The organism is Syntrophorhabdaceae bacterium (assembly GCA_035541755.1).
GTDB lineage: Bacteria > Desulfobacterota > Syntrophorhabdia > Syntrophorhabdales > Syntrophorhabdaceae > PNOF01.
Genome location: DATKMQ010000082.1, coordinates 1 through 15,270 on the forward strand (window position 1 = coordinate 1; position 15,270 = coordinate 15,270).

At 50.2% G+C, this 15,270-nt stretch carries 14 protein-coding genes; 7 read left to right on the top strand and 7 right to left on the bottom strand.

Annotated features, from left to right (window positions below; genetic code table 11):
* The 4 genes from VMT62_08085 to VMT62_08100 form a co-directional block, all read left to right on the top strand.
* Positions 1-185 (top strand): hypothetical protein (locus VMT62_08085; protein HVN96372.1); only part of this gene is annotated, 185 nt, incomplete at its 5' end.
* 36 nt (positions 186-221) lie between these two features.
* Entirely contained in the window at positions 222-1,580 is a 1,359-nt protein-coding gene (locus VMT62_08090; GenBank protein ID HVN96373.1) for an MFS transporter, read from the top strand.
* 265 nt (positions 1,581-1,845) lie between these two features.
* On the top strand, positions 1,846-2,568 hold the full coding sequence (locus VMT62_08095) for a class I SAM-dependent methyltransferase (protein ID HVN96374.1): 723 nt from the start codon (positions 1,846-1,848) through the stop codon (positions 2,566-2,568).
* A gap of 350 nt (positions 2,569-2,918) precedes the next feature.
* Complete coding sequence (locus VMT62_08100) at positions 2,919-4,319, top strand: cache domain-containing protein (protein HVN96375.1); 1,401 nt, start codon at positions 2,919-2,921, stop codon at positions 4,317-4,319.
* Positions 4,320-4,328: 9 nt separating this feature from the next.
* Here VMT62_08100 and VMT62_08105 read toward each other — a convergent pair whose 3' ends face one another.
* Positions 4,329-5,345: a radical SAM protein gene (locus VMT62_08105; GenBank protein ID HVN96376.1), complete on the bottom strand. Its 1,017-nt coding sequence runs from the start codon at positions 5,343-5,345 to the stop codon at positions 4,329-4,331.
* Between the two features lie 65 nt (positions 5,346-5,410).
* Positions 5,411-6,106, bottom strand: a complete 696-nt coding sequence (locus VMT62_08110) for a tetratricopeptide repeat protein (protein ID HVN96377.1) — start codon at positions 6,104-6,106, stop codon at positions 5,411-5,413.
* Positions 6,107-6,299: 193 nt separating this feature from the next.
* On the opposite strand from VMT62_08110, the gene VMT62_08115 reads away from it, so the two are divergent.
* Positions 6,300-7,022 (top strand): MBL fold metallo-hydrolase, encoded by a 723-nt coding sequence (locus tag VMT62_08115; protein HVN96378.1) that lies wholly within the window; start codon positions 6,300-6,302, stop codon positions 7,020-7,022.
* A gap of 39 nt (positions 7,023-7,061) precedes the next feature.
* Here the strand turns inward: VMT62_08115 and VMT62_08120 are convergent, their stop codons facing one another.
* A complete protein-coding gene (locus VMT62_08120; GenBank protein HVN96379.1) occupies positions 7,062-9,626 on the bottom strand; it encodes a cation-translocating P-type ATPase in 2,565 nt (854 codons plus the stop codon).
* Between the two features lie 106 nt (positions 9,627-9,732).
* Between VMT62_08120 and VMT62_08125 the strand changes: the two genes are divergently transcribed.
* Complete coding sequence (locus tag VMT62_08125; GenBank protein HVN96380.1) at positions 9,733-10,557, top strand: lipopolysaccharide kinase InaA family protein; 825 nt, start codon at positions 9,733-9,735, stop codon at positions 10,555-10,557.
* Between the two features lie 32 nt (positions 10,558-10,589).
* Here VMT62_08125 and VMT62_08130 read toward each other — a convergent pair whose 3' ends face one another.
* The 3 genes from VMT62_08130 to VMT62_08140 all read right to left on the bottom strand — a co-directional run bounded on the left by VMT62_08130 (position 10,590) and on the right by VMT62_08140 (position 13,812).
* The gene (locus VMT62_08130; protein ID HVN96381.1) at positions 10,590-11,216 is read right to left on the bottom strand and encodes an ATP-binding protein; all 627 of its coding nucleotides are present in this window, start codon (positions 11,214-11,216) and stop codon (positions 10,590-10,592) included.
* Entirely contained in the window at positions 11,203-12,993 is a 1,791-nt protein-coding gene (locus VMT62_08135) for a recombinase family protein (protein HVN96382.1), read from the bottom strand. Before VMT62_08135 ends, VMT62_08130 begins: the two co-directional genes overlap by 14 nt.
* A 96-nt stretch (positions 12,994-13,089) precedes the next feature.
* Positions 13,090-13,812, bottom strand: coding sequence for a recombinase family protein (locus VMT62_08140; protein HVN96383.1), 723 nt, complete (start codon positions 13,810-13,812; stop codon positions 13,090-13,092).
* A gap of 233 nt (positions 13,813-14,045) precedes the next feature.
* Between VMT62_08140 and VMT62_08145 the strand changes: the two genes are divergently transcribed.
* On the top strand, positions 14,046-14,504 hold the full coding sequence (locus VMT62_08145; GenBank protein ID HVN96384.1) for a JAB domain-containing protein: 459 nt from the start codon (positions 14,046-14,048) through the stop codon (positions 14,502-14,504).
* Positions 14,505-14,514: 10 nt separating this feature from the next.
* Here VMT62_08145 and VMT62_08150 read toward each other — a convergent pair.
* On the bottom strand, positions 14,515-15,270 hold a 756-nt coding region (locus tag VMT62_08150), incomplete at its 5' end, for a hypothetical protein (GenBank protein ID HVN96385.1).

The window sequence follows — 15,270 nt, forward strand, 5'->3', positions numbered from 1 at the left end:
CAATCTTAACCGTTTTCGGCGACTTGAAAAGCAGGCACGCATCAGTGGACCTGAAGGAATCGAAAGGGATTGTTAAGCTCCACGAGCAGATCGTCGATGCCCTGGCGTCGAAGAAGCACTCAACTGCCGCGGCCTTTTTGAAGGAGGACCTTGCGGCCGCAGAAAGGATTTTGCGGGGTGCATAAGCGAATAGCCCCGACAATATAAAAGGGAGGCGCAGCATGGATGCACCGAATGTGACCGAGTTTTGCGATAAGCTCAAGTTCAACCGCTTCCACTGGGGTCTTGTTGTCCTTGGCGTACTGACCCTGCTCTTCGACGGCTACGACTCGCAGATCCTTGCATACGTGATGCCCAACGTCATCCGCGAGTGGCACCTCACTCCCGTTACAGCTGGCTCGATCGTATCTTACGGCCTCATAGGACTCATGATAGGCACAGCCGGCCTCGGCATGCTTGCCGACCGTATAGGCAGAAAGACGCCCCTGATCCTTGGGCTTCTCATGTTCTCCGTATTCAACGGTGGTCTCTACTGGGTGCATGACTTCAAGACCTTCTGTATCCTCCGGTTCCTCGCGGGCATCGGCATGGGTGGCGCACTGACGCTGAATATTACTTTGGCGTCTGAATTCGCCCCGGCGAGGATAAGGGCGCGGATGGTGGCGACCATGTTCACGGGCTTTATGATAGGACCCGCCGTCGCAGGGGTGATCTCTATGATCTTCATTCCTGCCTTCGGATGGCGCATTGTCCTTTTCTTCGCGCTTCTGCCTCTGTTATTCATCCCTTTCCTGTACTGGTTCCTTCCGGAGTCCGTCCGCTTCCTTGCCCAGAAAGGCCACTACGACAGGGCCAGGCAGGTCTTGAGAAGGATGGAGAAGGCGGCTAAGATTACGCCGATGGAATGGACTGAGAAAAGCTTTGCTCTTCCCGCGGTTGAACGGAAGGCGAGCGTCAAACAGCTCTTCGCCTCAAAACTTGCAGTCATGACCGTGCTCATTTGGCTCGTTTACTTCTTCAACCTGCTTGCCGTATACGGCCTTATCACATGGTTGCCCACGCTGCTCACCAAAGCTGGCGTCTCTCTCGTGAAAAGCTACGGTTACACGGTCATGGACCATTTTGGCGGATTTTTGGGGGCTATCCTGCTTGGCGTCATGCTCGACCGATTCGGCAGGAAATCGGGTCTTTTCTTCGCTTACATACTCGCGGCCGTGGTGTCCTGGCTCTTCGGCCAGGCCACCGGCAGCCCTATCGCACTCTATGTTCTGAGTTTTGCCACGGGTTTCTTCGTTATCGGGGGCCAGTCGGCCCAGCATGCAGTCACGGGAGAAGTCTACCCAACTTTTGTGAGATCCACCGGTGTTGGATGGGCACTTACCATGGGCAGGTTCGGCGCGGTTTGTGGCCCTCTGCTTGGAGGTCTTCTCCAATCTGCCGGCTTCTCCTTCAGCGAGTACTTTGCCTTCCTCGCGATCCCTCCGCTCGTCTGCGCAGTCCTTGTGCTCTTCTACAGGATTAACGTTAGGGGCCAAACCCTGGAGACGGTCGAAGCGGAGCTTACTGGAACGCGAGGGTAGAGGGCTATCGCGCGCGGTTATTCGGTGCGGTTTACCGGCCCAAGAACATGGTTTCAAGATTTGGCATGTTAGAGCAAGAATGCCAACTGAAGAGAACGAAGAGACGGGGCGAGTGATTTCTCGCCCTGTTTTTTCGTTATAGACCGGCGCTACACCTGGTTCAACCTCATCAATCGCGGAGAATTGCTCTTGACACGTATACGCTCAACATCATAATATTCTTACAAATCACAGCGTCTGTATTGACAGTTTTTTTGGATAGAAGATGAGTGAAAACGTATTGGGACCCGCCCATAAATGGCATTTTGATGAATTGAGCTTCTCGGGGGTTGATTTCTCCCAGGCAGAAGAAGTGCTGGCTTATGATGCCATGCATAAGAAATTCCGCGATTACGCCAAGGCAAGCGAGCAAATCATTCGCCGCCTATCTCTGAATTCCGAGAGCGTTGTTATTGATTTGGGGTGCGGTACGGGGGCCTTTACACTTCATGCAGCGAAGCACGTCCGGACTATTTATGCCGTCGATATATCAGTCGCAATGTTGGAGTATGCCAAAAGGCAGGCGGACGAATATGGATTAAGCAATATTGTTTGGTGTCACGGCGGATTGCTCACGTACGAACATGAATATGAACCGGCCGATGCCCTTGTATGTGTAGCGGTCCTCCACCACCTTCCCGATTTTTGGAAGCAAGCCGCGCTTAACAGATGCCATAAAATGATTAAGCCGGGGGGTAAACTCTTCCTATTTGACATCGTATTTCCTTCCGGCACACCTGATCTGGAACGCGAGATTGATGCCTTGATTGAGTCCGTCGAAACAATGGCTGATAAAAAATTGGGAGAAGAGGCGGTAATCCATATTAAAAAGGAATTCAGCACGTATGATTGGATAATGGAGGGGATAATCACAAGGAGTGGATTTCACATCGAAACCGCGGAGTATGATAAGGGCTTTCAAACCACCTACATCTGTTTAAAGAAATAACGAAATCCTGTGAGGCATCATCGTCGGCCTGCAGTTCGCACCCCATGTATTGTGCGCAACGCTGATCAGGTGTGGTTACCATCCAGTCCGAAATGATCGAGATCACCTGTAACAATTCAAAAGTCCCGCCCCCATTTTGATCGACGCTCCTCCGCCTTCAGTGTGGATGGGCATTTCCTGTGTTTTGCACTAATATTTCATCTAAACTTATTCGATTCTTGTGCAGGCTGGACATCGTACGATTTTTGCTGTAACATATGATCGAACATAAGTTCACTGATGGATCCCCAATCTATCATGATCGAAATCATGCGGATCTACTTATCCATACGTAATCGCAACGGACATTTATGAAAATCAGAAACTTGTCACTCTGGATCAAAATGGTTATCGGCGGCATGCTGGTCGTGATTATCGCATTCGTCATCGTCGGTTCCGCTAATTTCTATTATGTATCCAAATCGATGGAGTCCTTTGCAAGAGAAAGAGCCACGCTCATTGCAAAAAGTCTTGCCGATCATGTTGAGACAGACCTTGCAGGCAAATTGAAGGCTATCTCAATGCTTGCCGTCGATCCCCAGGTTGTCGCCGCAGCTTCGGCCGGAAATTACTACGGGGTAATGGAAGCCAAAATGAAGGCGATATTCCAAAGTTACGGAAGTTATCTCGAAGGTGCCTTCATCACCGATAAATCCGGTATTATTCGTATCGACACGGTGGATGTGAAACGACTCGGACTCGATCTCAGCGATAGGAGATATTTTCTGAATGCCAGGACAGGTAATCCAACCATAAGCGATGCCATGTTCTCCAGGGCTACGGGGGATCCGATCATCATGCTCAGTGCTCCCATCATGGCCAATCACCAATTTGTGGGGGTTATCGCTTGCGCGCTCAAGATAAATTATCTTCTGGATTCGATCGGTTCGGTTACTCTTGGAAAGACCGGATATTCTTTTATGATTGACCGCAACGGTATGACGATTGCGCATCCGCGTAAGGATTACATATTGACAAAGGATTCTCTCAGAGTCCCCGGCGTCGAAAACGTCGCCGCGCGTATGACTGCCCAAGAGACCGGAACAGCGGAATATTCATTTGAAGGCACGCCTAAGATGGCCGGATTCGCGCCCATTGAAATAACCGGCTGGAGTGTCGCAGTAACGCAGGATCGCAGTGAGTTTCTCGGACCGGCGCGGACCATTATTTCAAACATCCTGGTCTTTAGCCCCATCGCGCTGTTCATTGCTTTGATACTGGGGACGATGATCGCCCGCGAACTATCCCAGCCCATTCAGAACCTGAGCAGAGCAGCCAAGGGACTGGCAAGGGGGGAATGGCAGCAGTTGCCGGACACGGGCCGCAAGGATGAAATCGGTGAGGTTGTCAGATCATTCAACAGCATGTCCGAACAACTTCAGGAAACGTTCATGGCGCAGAAACGCGCCGAGGATGATTTGTTCAGGTTGAATCAGGAGTTGGAGCAACGGGTTTCACTGCGCACTGGCGAACTGACGTCCAAGACCACGGAGCTAGAAAAAGCCCTGTCCGAAGTCAAAAAATTAAGCGGCCTTCTTCCCATTTGTTCATCCTGCAAAAAGATTCGCGATGATAAAGGTTACTGGAATCAGATCGAATCATACATAAAGGATCATTCGGAAGCGGAATTCAGCCACGGGATTTGCCCCGACTGTACGAAGAAACTATACCCCGACATATTTGAGAAGATACATTCGGATGACAAGCCCTAGTCTTCCTCGTTAATCCCGGAACATTTCCATGGCATCGAGGACGTTGCCGGGCACTGATCGGCCGTCATAGTGCAAGATAAAGTTGTCCTCGGGCACTTCTTTCTCTTCCCACTGAAGCGCAATACCCTCTTTTTCAAATCGGTCCACATTCGTACGCTTGTAGCCGGTAAGGTGCGCCACATCTGCCGCGCTAAGGTGAACGGTCATGGCGCTCCCTTTGATCGGAACGGCTACGAGCTTCGCCATCATGGCGAGGTAGAAGGCCCTGGCCTTTACCATGTACCCGTAAGCAGGATGGTACTGGCCCGCAAGGATCTGTTCTTTTATGACCTCATTTTCTGTTAAGCCCATCTTCACTACAGGGATTTCACTCTTTTTGGCGTTGAGATAAATGAAGACTGACCTGTCAAGCGCGGCATCAAAAGAAATAGGCTTAAAACGCCCTTTCTTATACATTTCTCCCAGGCGCGTACCTTCAAAAACCACCAGCGGATAGATCCTGATATAGTGAGGTTTAAGCCCGGTCATGTTTTGTACGGTGAGCCTGATATCATCCATGGTTTCCCCGGGTAATCCTACCATGAACTGGAGGGCCACCCGAAAACCCTGTTTGACGAGCGTTTCATAAGATGAAATCAAGTCTTGTGCGCTGTGCCGCCGGTTGAGCCTTGAGAGGACCTTGTCGTTAAAGGTAGGGATACCGAGCTCTATAACGGTGACGCGATTGGCTTTAAGTATTTCTAAGGTCTCATTCCGCATGGAAACAGGTTTTGTTGAAACCCTGAAATTAGCGATCCTCTCCCTGTACCCTTCGAAATGGGCAAAAAGACGCCGGAGTTGATCGGGCTCAATCCCGAAGATATTGCCGGCAAATAGACCCACTTCATACGGCCCCTGGTGAGCGTTGAGCGTTTTCCCTATGACGGTCCCGAGGTCCGTGTCCTTCACATCCGTGATTAATTGCTGGTTACAGTATGTGCACCGAGTATGGCAACCCAGGTGAGGGAGAAAAACGGGGACGATCATTTTGAGGTTAAACCTGCCTTACCTTCCTTAGTGATGACGGTCCATTTAAGGGTCTCCCGCCACATCTATCTTCCTACCGAATTCTTCATGATGTCGAGGGCATCCGTGTTCTCCGGATTGACTGACAGGGCGCGGCTTGCTGCATCAAGCGCCTTCAAGAAATCACCATTCTTGATTAAGGCTTTCGCAAGACCGACGTACGCATCGGAATTATCGGGATTCGCTTTAATCGCCTCAGTATATTCCTCTATGGCCTCGCGCACCTTCCCGCTTTTGAATAGCTCCATGGCGACGGCCACTAAAACCCGCGAAATATCTTCTCTGACCCTTTCCGCCTTGAGATCTGTGGACAGGACTTCCCTGACATAGCCCAAGGAGGCCCCGATATTACCCTGATTCGCCTCCGACAGGGCTGCTCCAAGCAGGGCATCCACGAGGATATCTACGCTTTGTTTTTTGAAGTCCTCCGGGGACAGACGATAGGCTGTGCGCAGGGGACCTAAGGCTTTTCCGTAATTGCGGAGGTTAAGGTAAGACCGCCCGAGATAGAGGTTGGCTTCGTAGAAATCGGGGTCCATGGATATGGCCCTTTCAAAATAGGGTATGGCTTGCTCAAACATACCCTGACTGAAGAGTGCCCGCCCGGTATCGAATTCACCCCGCGCCTGGCTCGTGATTAGCCCCGCACAGGAAGCGAGTGCGAGTACGACCACCATGGCGAAAGCGGCCACGCGCACGGTTTTGTTCGCTACCCTCTTCATTCCGGACTCCCTTCTGAGCGTAAAATCCCTTCGCGTGTTGACCGCGCAACCGGCGCGCATTTGATAGCCTTTTCCATCGCAACCGATCACTCTGCCTCATTATACCATGAATTCCTCCATCCGGCGGACTAAGGTTTTGCTCATGCGCGGGAAGCTTTTATGGTATATGAATGTATAAGGCTGAAGAAGCGCTGTGAAACTTACCATACTCGGAACAGGATCAGCAACCCCATCCCTTGAACGCGGCTCCTCATCGTATATCGTGACCGCCGATCGATCCACGGTACTTGTGGATATTGGGCCTGCCGTGGTGAAAAGGCTTATAGAATATGGGTTTTCCATTGAGGACATAGACGTTATTGCCCTTACCCATTTCCATGTCGATCATACAGCCGACCTCGCGAGCTTTCTTTTTGCCTGCAATTATGGCGTCCCGCCAAGAGAAAAGCCGCTTCTTATCGTCGGAGGCAAGGGCATCCATAAATTTTATCGCGGCCTTAAGGGCGTCTATCCATGGATTCAACCAAAATCGTATGGGCTCACCGTGCGTAGCCTGCCCCGCAGTAGCATCAGAGTAGGTGGTCTGACTATGAAGACCGCTCACGTTACCCACAACCCTGAGAGCACAGCTTTTCGGCTGGAAGCGGGGGCATCCCTGGTATTTTCCGGGGACACGGACTACTCCAAGAACCTTGCGCGGCTTGCCTCAACTGCGGACCTTCTCGTGGTCGACTGTTCCTGTCCGGAGCGGAAGATCAAGGGGCATCTCAATCTTGCCCTGCTTGATAGGCTTGTGAGAGAGGCGAAGCCAAAAAGGGTCATCCTTTCACACCTCTATCCGGATTGGGAGGATTTTCGAGGCGTGCTCCATCCGCCTTATCTTCTGGGGGAAGATGGCCTTGAAGTGGAATTCTGACGCCACGTTACCTGCATCCTTACGGCTTAATCGGCGCACTCATCCATAGAGAGGTCTGTTGAGCTTCTTGCTTACGATCTTCAGGAATTCAAACCAGATTGTGCTTAATACCCCGGCGGCAAGGCAGATGAGAAGGTCAAGGGGGTGGAGCGTGGGAAAACGGAAGAGGCTGCGGAGAAAAGGCACATAGAGCACGAGCCCGAGAAAGATAATTCCCCCGGACACCACAAGCCACACAGCGGCGTGAGACGAGCGGAGCGTGGAAAAGACCGTCCGTGACCAGGAGAGATTGGTAAGGATGAGACAGAGGTTTGCCACAATGAGCGTGCTGAAAGAAAGAGCCCGCGCATCCTGTTCTCCCTGGCCCCGTGACAGGGCGATGACGAAGACTGCCATGACGATTGCAAGTACGCTCAAACCCTGGAGAAGGCTAAGGCCGATAATCTTTTTGCCGAAGAGTGATTCCCTTGAACGCCTGGGGGGCCTTAACATGAGGTCCTTTTCGGCCCTTTGGGATTCAAAGACCACGGAACAGGCCGGGTCGATGATGAGTTCGAGAAAGACAATGTGCACCGGTAGGAAGATGAGCGGCCATCCGAATAGAAGCGGCAAGAGCGACATGCCGGCTATGGGCACGTGCACGGCGAAGATATAGGCCATTGCCTTTTTGAGGTTATCGAAGATTCTCCGGCCCATCTTGATGGCCTCTACGATAGAAGAAAAATCATCGTCGAGGAGCACGAGAGAAGATGCCTCGCGAGCCACGTCTGTGCCCCGGCCACCCATGGCGATTCCGATATGCGCCGCTTTCAGCGCGGGCGCGTCGTTGACCCCGTCGCCGGTCATAGCCACAACCTCGCCGTTTTCCTTGAAGGCATTGACGAGTCTCAGCTTTTGTTCCGGTATGACCCGGGAGAAAACCGACGTTTCCTGAATCTTTCTGCGGAGATTCTCATCATCCATGGCGTCGAGCTCAACGCCCGTCATCACGCTGTGAGCTGGGTTGAGGCCGATCTGCTGTGCTATGTTGAGCGCAGTACCGGGATAGTCGCCCGTGATCATAACGACCTTGATACCCGCATTGTGGCATTCCGCAATCGCCTCTGAGACGCCTTCACGGACCGGGTCCATAAGCCCCACGAGGCCCAGAAAATCGAAGGTGAAATCGTGTTGCTCATGAGGCAAATTTCGTTCGGTGAAAGACGCCCGTGCCACGGCGATGGTTCGTAAACCCTGATCCGCTATAGCGCCTACATGTGTTGACAATTCCCTTTTTTTGGATGCGTCGAGATGGCAGAGGTCTATGATCGCTTCCGGCGCGCCCTTGGCCGCTATGATGTAGTCCTTTCCGTCGGGTGACTTCCATACGTGCGACAGGGCAAAAAGCTCCCGTGAAAGGGGGTATTCGCGGACGAGCATCCAGTTATCATGGAGATGTTCTGTATCGGAGAGGGTATATTCGGCAAGCCTCTTCAAGGCCTTTTCCATGGGGTCGAAAGGATCCTTCTGGCTCGCAAGAATCGCATATTCCACGAGTTCATGAAACCGCTCAGGCAGAGAGTTCTTCTGCATGCTCTTTGTATCGTAGTATTGCCCGTCAACGAAGAATTTGCTCACGGACATGCGGTTAAGCGTGATGGTGCCCGTCTTGTCCGTGCAGAGCACCGTGGCCGATCCCAGGGTTTCGACCGCAGCAACATGGCGTGTCAGCACCCGGTTACGGGAAATGCGCCACGCCCCGAGGGCAAGAAATATGGTGAGGACCATGGGGAATTCCTCGGGAAGCATGGCCATGGCGAGGGTAATGCCGGCCAAGAATCCCGCGAGCAGGTTCCCCCGTGTCAACCAGTAGAGGAGAATGACGAGCACGCAGAGTCCGACCCCGATAAGCGCGATAGTGCGTACAAGCCTTCCCGTTTCTTGCTGCGTAAGCGTCTTTTCTGTTTCCACGGTCTCAAGCGTCTTTCCGATTTTCCCGATCTGTGTGGCTATCCCCGTTGAGCGAACACTCGCGATGCCCTGGCCCCTCACCACGAGGGATCCGGAATAGACGAAAGGCATGTTATCACCCCCCGGACGCCCCATTTCGAGATCCGCATCGGTGCATTCCATTTTGGTGACCGAGATAGATTCGCCCGTGAGCAGGGATTCATCCACGGAGAAATTTGTGCAGGAAAGAAGGACCGCATCAGCAGGCACACGGTCTCCCTCATTCAAGACAACAATATCTCCGCGCACCACCTCCCTTCCGGCGATGCGTCTCTGCTCTCCATCACGAATCACGAGTGCTCTGGGACTCGAAAGGTCTCGCAATGCCTCGAGGGCCCGTTCTGTTTTTCGCTCCTGGGAGAAGGTGAGACCGATGACAACCATGACAAAGGCGAGAAGCATCGAGGCCTCCCGGATATCTCCCAAGACCAGGTAGATAATGCCGCAGGCCACGAGCAAAAGAAACATGGGCTCGCGGATCACCTCGATAATGATGGCAAGGGTCGAACGGCTCTTTGTGGCAGGAATCTCATTGTAGCCGTCCGCGTTAAGCCTCTTTTCTGCCTCCGCTTCGGTGAGCCCCGTGATGGTTTGGATATCGAACGCTTGAGCCACTCATACCTCTTAACGATGTGCGTAGGTTTATTCGACTAAGAGTAAACCATCGGCGGGATCATTTCAATGATGAAAAACGTCTTCGCTTCGTATACAATCATGGTATATGGACACGGTTATACGGGCATCTGTGGGTCCTTATACGATTACCTGTCGCCACGAAATCTTGCTTGACGGCGAGGCCCTCGTGGCTAAGTTATTGAACCCCCACTCGCTCATGAAAAAGGGAAGAGGAGAAATCAGGGTGCTCTCTCTCGGAGAGGGTCTCGTTGCGTGCAGAAAATACATCCATGGCGGCCTGCTCAGAGCCCTGACAGGGGATGCATTCCTGAGCGAGAAAAGGGCAGCATCAGAACTGGAGGTCATGACGCACCTTGAAAATCATGGCTTTCCGACGGTCAAGCCCTATGGATACATTACAAAAAGAAGGCTCTTTGCCAAAGACCTCTATCTCCTCACCGTATTTGAGGAAGATGCCGTGGATCTGGTGGAGTTCATGAATACATCGAATAGAAGAACAAGGATGAGGGTCATACGGGACCTGGCGCACATTATCTTCAATATGTGCCGACTCGGCGTCTATCATCCTGATCTGCATCTCAAGAATGCCCTTGTTACAAAAGGGCGCGGACTCCGATTACTCGATTTTGACAGGGCCTACCGGAAAGCCGTCACCAAGTGCGATATAAAGCGGATGTTCTGGAGGCTCAACAGGTTTGCAGAAAAGAGGGAGCGGGCGGGAGACCTCGTGGTAACACTTCAAGAAAAGGTATTGTTCCTTAAGGTCTTCGAGCGGCTCTCCGGCTATTCTCTGATACAAGAAATGCAGAAACAATTAGGCCTGAGGCACCTTATGTATCGGCTGGGATGGTGGATGGAAAACACACTCTACGGCAAGAAACGCGAAAGCCGAAACTCACCCCAATCATAGCGCCTCGCGCGTCAAATCGGGCCGTGTTAGACCTATGAGACGAGCCGTTTATCGAGGACGCGGTACTGGAGGGCCTCTGCCACGTGCGGCTCTTCAATGTGCTCCAACCCTTCGATGTCTGCTATGGTGCGGGCCACCTTCAGTATTCTATGATAGGCCCTGGGCGAGAGGCCGAACTTTTCGATGGCCTTTTCAAGAAGATTGTGAGCGTCCTCTCCGAGCCCGCAGTGTTTCTTTATGATCCGTGTAGGCATCTGGCTGTTGGCATATATTTTTTTGCCTTTGAACCGCTCAGCCTGGATTCTTCTTGCATTCACGACCCTTTCCCTGATAAGGACCGATGACTCCTCTTCCCTGTCGAGTGAGAGCTCACGGATCGTGACCGGCGGCACCTCGATGTGGATATCCATTCTGTCAAGGAGCGGCCCCGAAATGCGAGACCGGTATTTGTGAATCTGGGAGCCGCTACACGTGCAGGACCGTCGCGTATCCGCGAAGTATCCACAGGGGCAAGGGTTCATGGCAGCCACAAGCATGAAACGCGCCGGGAACGTAATAGCGTGATTAACCCGGGAGATCATTACATCTCCGTCCTCGAGCGGCTGTCTCAACGAATCGAGTGCATTGCGTTTAAATTCGGGGAACTCATCGAGTATCAAGTTTAATCAAAAGGCTAGTCCTATCTATTGCGGTTATGAGATTGCTAATCTTGGTCAGATCAGCTTCAAAGTCAAATTCAACCACGGGGGGCTTGTCCGGTTGAGGACCTTCAAGGATAGCTACTTTCCCCGCTTCTTCTGGTATGTCATCGGGGTTCTCTCTGTAGTACTTAACAATAATCTTCCCTCCGGTTTCTGGGCTGATTACCGCCTCAACTATCCTCTTCTTGTCTCGAAAACTTAGAGTCCCAATAAACTCCTCGATCTTCGACCTTATTTTGAAATGAGAGCGGATTTTCTTGGCCTTGCTGCTTCCCGTAAAAGCTTTTTTGAACTCCTCCAAGTACTCATACTTGTGCTGGACAATATCGTGTTCTCTCTCAACCTTTTGTAGCTCCCGGCTCACCGTATTAATCACCTGCCGTTGTTCCTCAAGTTTGTGCTGTACAATTTCTCGGCCAACATCATATTTTGCTTCATCAAGCAACCTTTCGTAAGCCTTTTCTTCCTGTCTCTTCTTCATCGAAGGCTGCTCTTTGCTGCGTTTGATATCCTCGATGTCCTGCTCCCTAAGCCAGCCCTTCAGGTACAATTCCGGATTGCTCAAGAATTCGATAACCTCATATAGTACGGTGGCATCAAGCTGTCCCGCATCCGTTCTGAATATGCATTTCTCACGCTTGAACTCTGCCAATTCTTTCTTAGTCGCGAAATTCCAGTAGCAATGGTAGTCGAAGTGAGTGTCTCGACCGGGCGTAAAGTGCCTTTTCATTCGCGCACCACATTCTCCACAAAAGAGGAGATTGTTATCGAGCAGGAAGTGATTCTCCATTTCTGTCGATCTTCTTTTTGGTCTGTTCACCTTGGACTTCATTAGGTTCTGAACTTCATCAAAGCGCTCCTTAGTGATAAAAGCTGGAAACTCAATTGTTATCGCGTGTTGGGGATCCTTTTTTTCTTTTCCTGCCATGAAGTACTGTTTGCCTGTCTTTTTCGAGTTCCTTCGGATAAATTTCTGTTTGTTATAGATAACTTTCCCGGTGTAGGCCTCGTTTTTGAGTATATCGGCTATGGTAACATGATTCCAACCTCTACTCTTTTTTCTTGGTGGAGCAATGGACTCCGAGTTGAGTTGAAGGGCCACATCTTTAAGGCTCATCCGTCGATCAAGGTACATCGAGACAATTAGGTCATATACTTTTCTTCGCTGTTCATCAATACAGACTTTCTTAGCTACTTTGTCCCAATAATAACCAAATGGTACAGAACCCATAATAGCTTTGCCTTGTGCCCACGACGATTTACGTCCCGCATCTGTCCTTTTCCGTATCATCGCGCTTTCAAACTCGGCAAAACCCGCAAGGGTAGGTAATAATAATTTCGCTGTCATACTGTTTGTGTTTAGTTCCGGCTGTTGTATACACACCACGTCTATGGCATTGTCTTCGAGAAGACTATGATAAATGTTCAAAACGTCTCTTGTGTTTCTTCCAAGCCTGTCCAGACTGGTAAACATGACGACATCGAATTCCCTTCGTTTGGCTCCGTCAAAAAGATTCCGAAGCCCAGGCCGATCATCGTTTCGACCAGTGAATCCCTCGTCTTTGAAGAAGGCAACCAGCTGCCAACCTCTTTTCACACATTCCCGTTCTACTATAGTTCTTTGATCCTCCAAGCTAGTACCTTCACGCGCCTGTATCGTTGTGCTTACTCTCGTGTATCCTGCCACGCGCACGAGAGCTGGGGTTGGCGTTGATTCTCTTGAATCTAAATCCATCCCTTAGACCTCCACTTGAGCATTAATCTACCTCTCATAATCATACCGTACCTTCAAAGATTTGTCGGACTTTTTTGCACTGATTTCGCGTTTTCTTCAAGGGTGAACCATGGGTTCTTTGTCGATCTTTTTCTTTATAATCCAGTTACACAGGGTAGCCGGCGTTACCTTATACCTCTTTGCAATAAATACCTGTGTCGAGCCGTTCTTCAAGAGAGCTTCAATCTCCGGTCTGTATTGGTCGAGCCTCGATTTCCCCGGTCCCTTTGGCCTACCCAGCTTCACGCCTGCGGCTTTCCTCGCTCTGAGGGCTTCTTTGGTCCTTGAGGAGATAAGGTCACGCTCGATCTCCGCTGCCATGGCAAATACCATCCCAACTATCTTTGATTCAATGGTACCGTTTAACGTCCAGTTGCCTTTTACCGCATACACGTTGATCCCTTTATCCTTGGCTATGGAGAGGATTTCCATGATCTCCAGCATGGATCGCCCGAGACGGGATAATTCACTGACGAGTAGATTGTCGTTCCTTTGCAGTTGATCCAGGATTTCCTTAATCCTTCTTTCTCTCCATGGTATCTTTCCACTGATCTTTTCTTCGATGAACTCCACTTTTCCCAAGTCCTTATTGTTGGCAAACAAGAGGATATCCGCCTTGTTTTTTTCCCAGTCTTGCCCATCTGTACTAACACGCAAATATGCAATGGATTTTTGTTTTTGTTTCTGTCCGGTTAGCTTGGGCTTCTTGCGGGGTGCGGTGAATTCGCGCTCGGTTTCGTGTATATTTTCTACATCTTTTCTATTACTAATCTTTTTCATTTCTTACACACCTCAACATATTTGACAAAAACATCTAAACACAACTTATATTATAACATACGTTCCATTAAATACAACATATTTGCCTAATATAGTCTTATGGGTTTAAACGAACGTTTTGGTTATAATGGTAAAGGCAGGGTAGCTTCGCAGGCGTATTCAGAGACAACCCAAACGATGCTCTTCATAGTAATATAATATCGTAACTCAACGATATTACGGCCATTTAGATATTGGTTACAGGTAAAAAGGATATAAATCGGAAGGGGGTTAAGGTACTACTCAAGATCAGAGACAACAAAACGGAAATCGTAAGCCCCGGCTCATTAGTAAAACTCTTTCGCAAAATCCTCAGATCAGAACATATAACCGACCGCGATAAAGAACATTGTTGGATAGTCGGCCTCACAACACGAAACACTGTCAAATACATCGAGATGGTTTCTCTTGGAACCTTAGGAGCGTCCCTGGTAAATCCAAGAGAGGTTTTCCGGCTCGCTATTATGCAGGCAGTTGCAAACATCATTATGGTGCATAATCATCCCTCTGGACACCCTGAACCATCCGAGGAAGACGTGAGCATAACACATCGTATCGCCGAAGCTGGAAAGATCATAGGCATTGAAGTTCTCGACCACATTATTATCGGATCAAGGATGTATAAGAGTTTCCGTGAAAATGGGCTAATGTAAGAGAGATGGATTATCCGAGTAAGGAGTCGACTGTTTTGTCTATTCTTGATAAAAATGTGCGAAACGTTTGTTTCCTTGACCCATTAACCTTCTCACCAGAATCTCCATGCGCTATCCGGCATTCCCTGCCACATTCAGCGAGAGTCTGATGCGCGGGATCGTCGGGATCAAAACGTGGCATCGCGGCGAGTATAGTAGGAAAGCGATGGAAGGCTCTTATTCCACCTGAAGGATTAGATCGCAGATTCTGGAGCTTTTCAGTCACGGGCCGGGAGTTCAAGGCGGCGCACAAATAGTCTCCTTCATCAGCACTTTGGGGATAGTAATAATAGGTTTCATGGTTGGCAATGAATCCATTTCCGTCATGACTTCGAGCTTTGGCATCGGAAGTATATAGAGCAGCGCTCTGCTTGGAGCCGATAACGCTACAAAGCACCACCATCTCTTTCTTTGGTTCTTGTGCCAGAAGTGCCTGGTTTGAAGCGAGGCCCTCAGTAAGAGAGCTCTTGTTTGGAAAGAGAGGTTTCCACGCTTGCTCCACCCCTCTTAGCCACTGTGCCGCATACAGCTTACGACTCTTTAGTAGTTCATCGGTTTGCAGAATACGGATACCATCTTTATGGTCCGTGAGAGGCAGGAAAACCAATTGACTTCTCTTAACCATAAATGGCAGGAGCGCTTTGGCACGAACCGTCTCGAAGAGAAATTCCTTCTCAATTCTTCCACGCCACTTAAACTGCCAGTGTCTTTTGGATTCTCTAAGAAC

Coding starts and splice junctions, on each gene's coding strand:
- VMT62_08090 (HVN96373.1), top strand. CDS start 222: ATGGATGCACCGAATGTGACCGAGTTTTGCGATAAGCTCAAGTTCAAC.
- VMT62_08095 (HVN96374.1), top strand. CDS start 1,846: ATGAGTGAAAACGTATTGGGACCCGCCCATAAATGGCATTTTGATGAA.
- VMT62_08100 (HVN96375.1), top strand. CDS start 2,919: ATGAAAATCAGAAACTTGTCACTCTGGATCAAAATGGTTATCGGCGGC.
- VMT62_08105 (HVN96376.1), bottom strand. CDS start 5,345: ATGATCGTCCCCGTTTTTCTCCCTCACCTGGGTTGCCATACTCGGTGC.
- VMT62_08110 (HVN96377.1), bottom strand. CDS start 6,106: ATGAAGAGGGTAGCGAACAAAACCGTGCGCGTGGCCGCTTTCGCCATG.
- VMT62_08125 (HVN96380.1), top strand. CDS start 9,733: ATGGACACGGTTATACGGGCATCTGTGGGTCCTTATACGATTACCTGT.
- VMT62_08135 (HVN96382.1), bottom strand. CDS start 12,993: ATGGATTTAGATTCAAGAGAATCAACGCCAACCCCAGCTCTCGTGCGC.
- VMT62_08140 (HVN96383.1), bottom strand. CDS start 13,812: ATGAAAAAGATTAGTAATAGAAAAGATGTAGAAAATATACACGAAACC.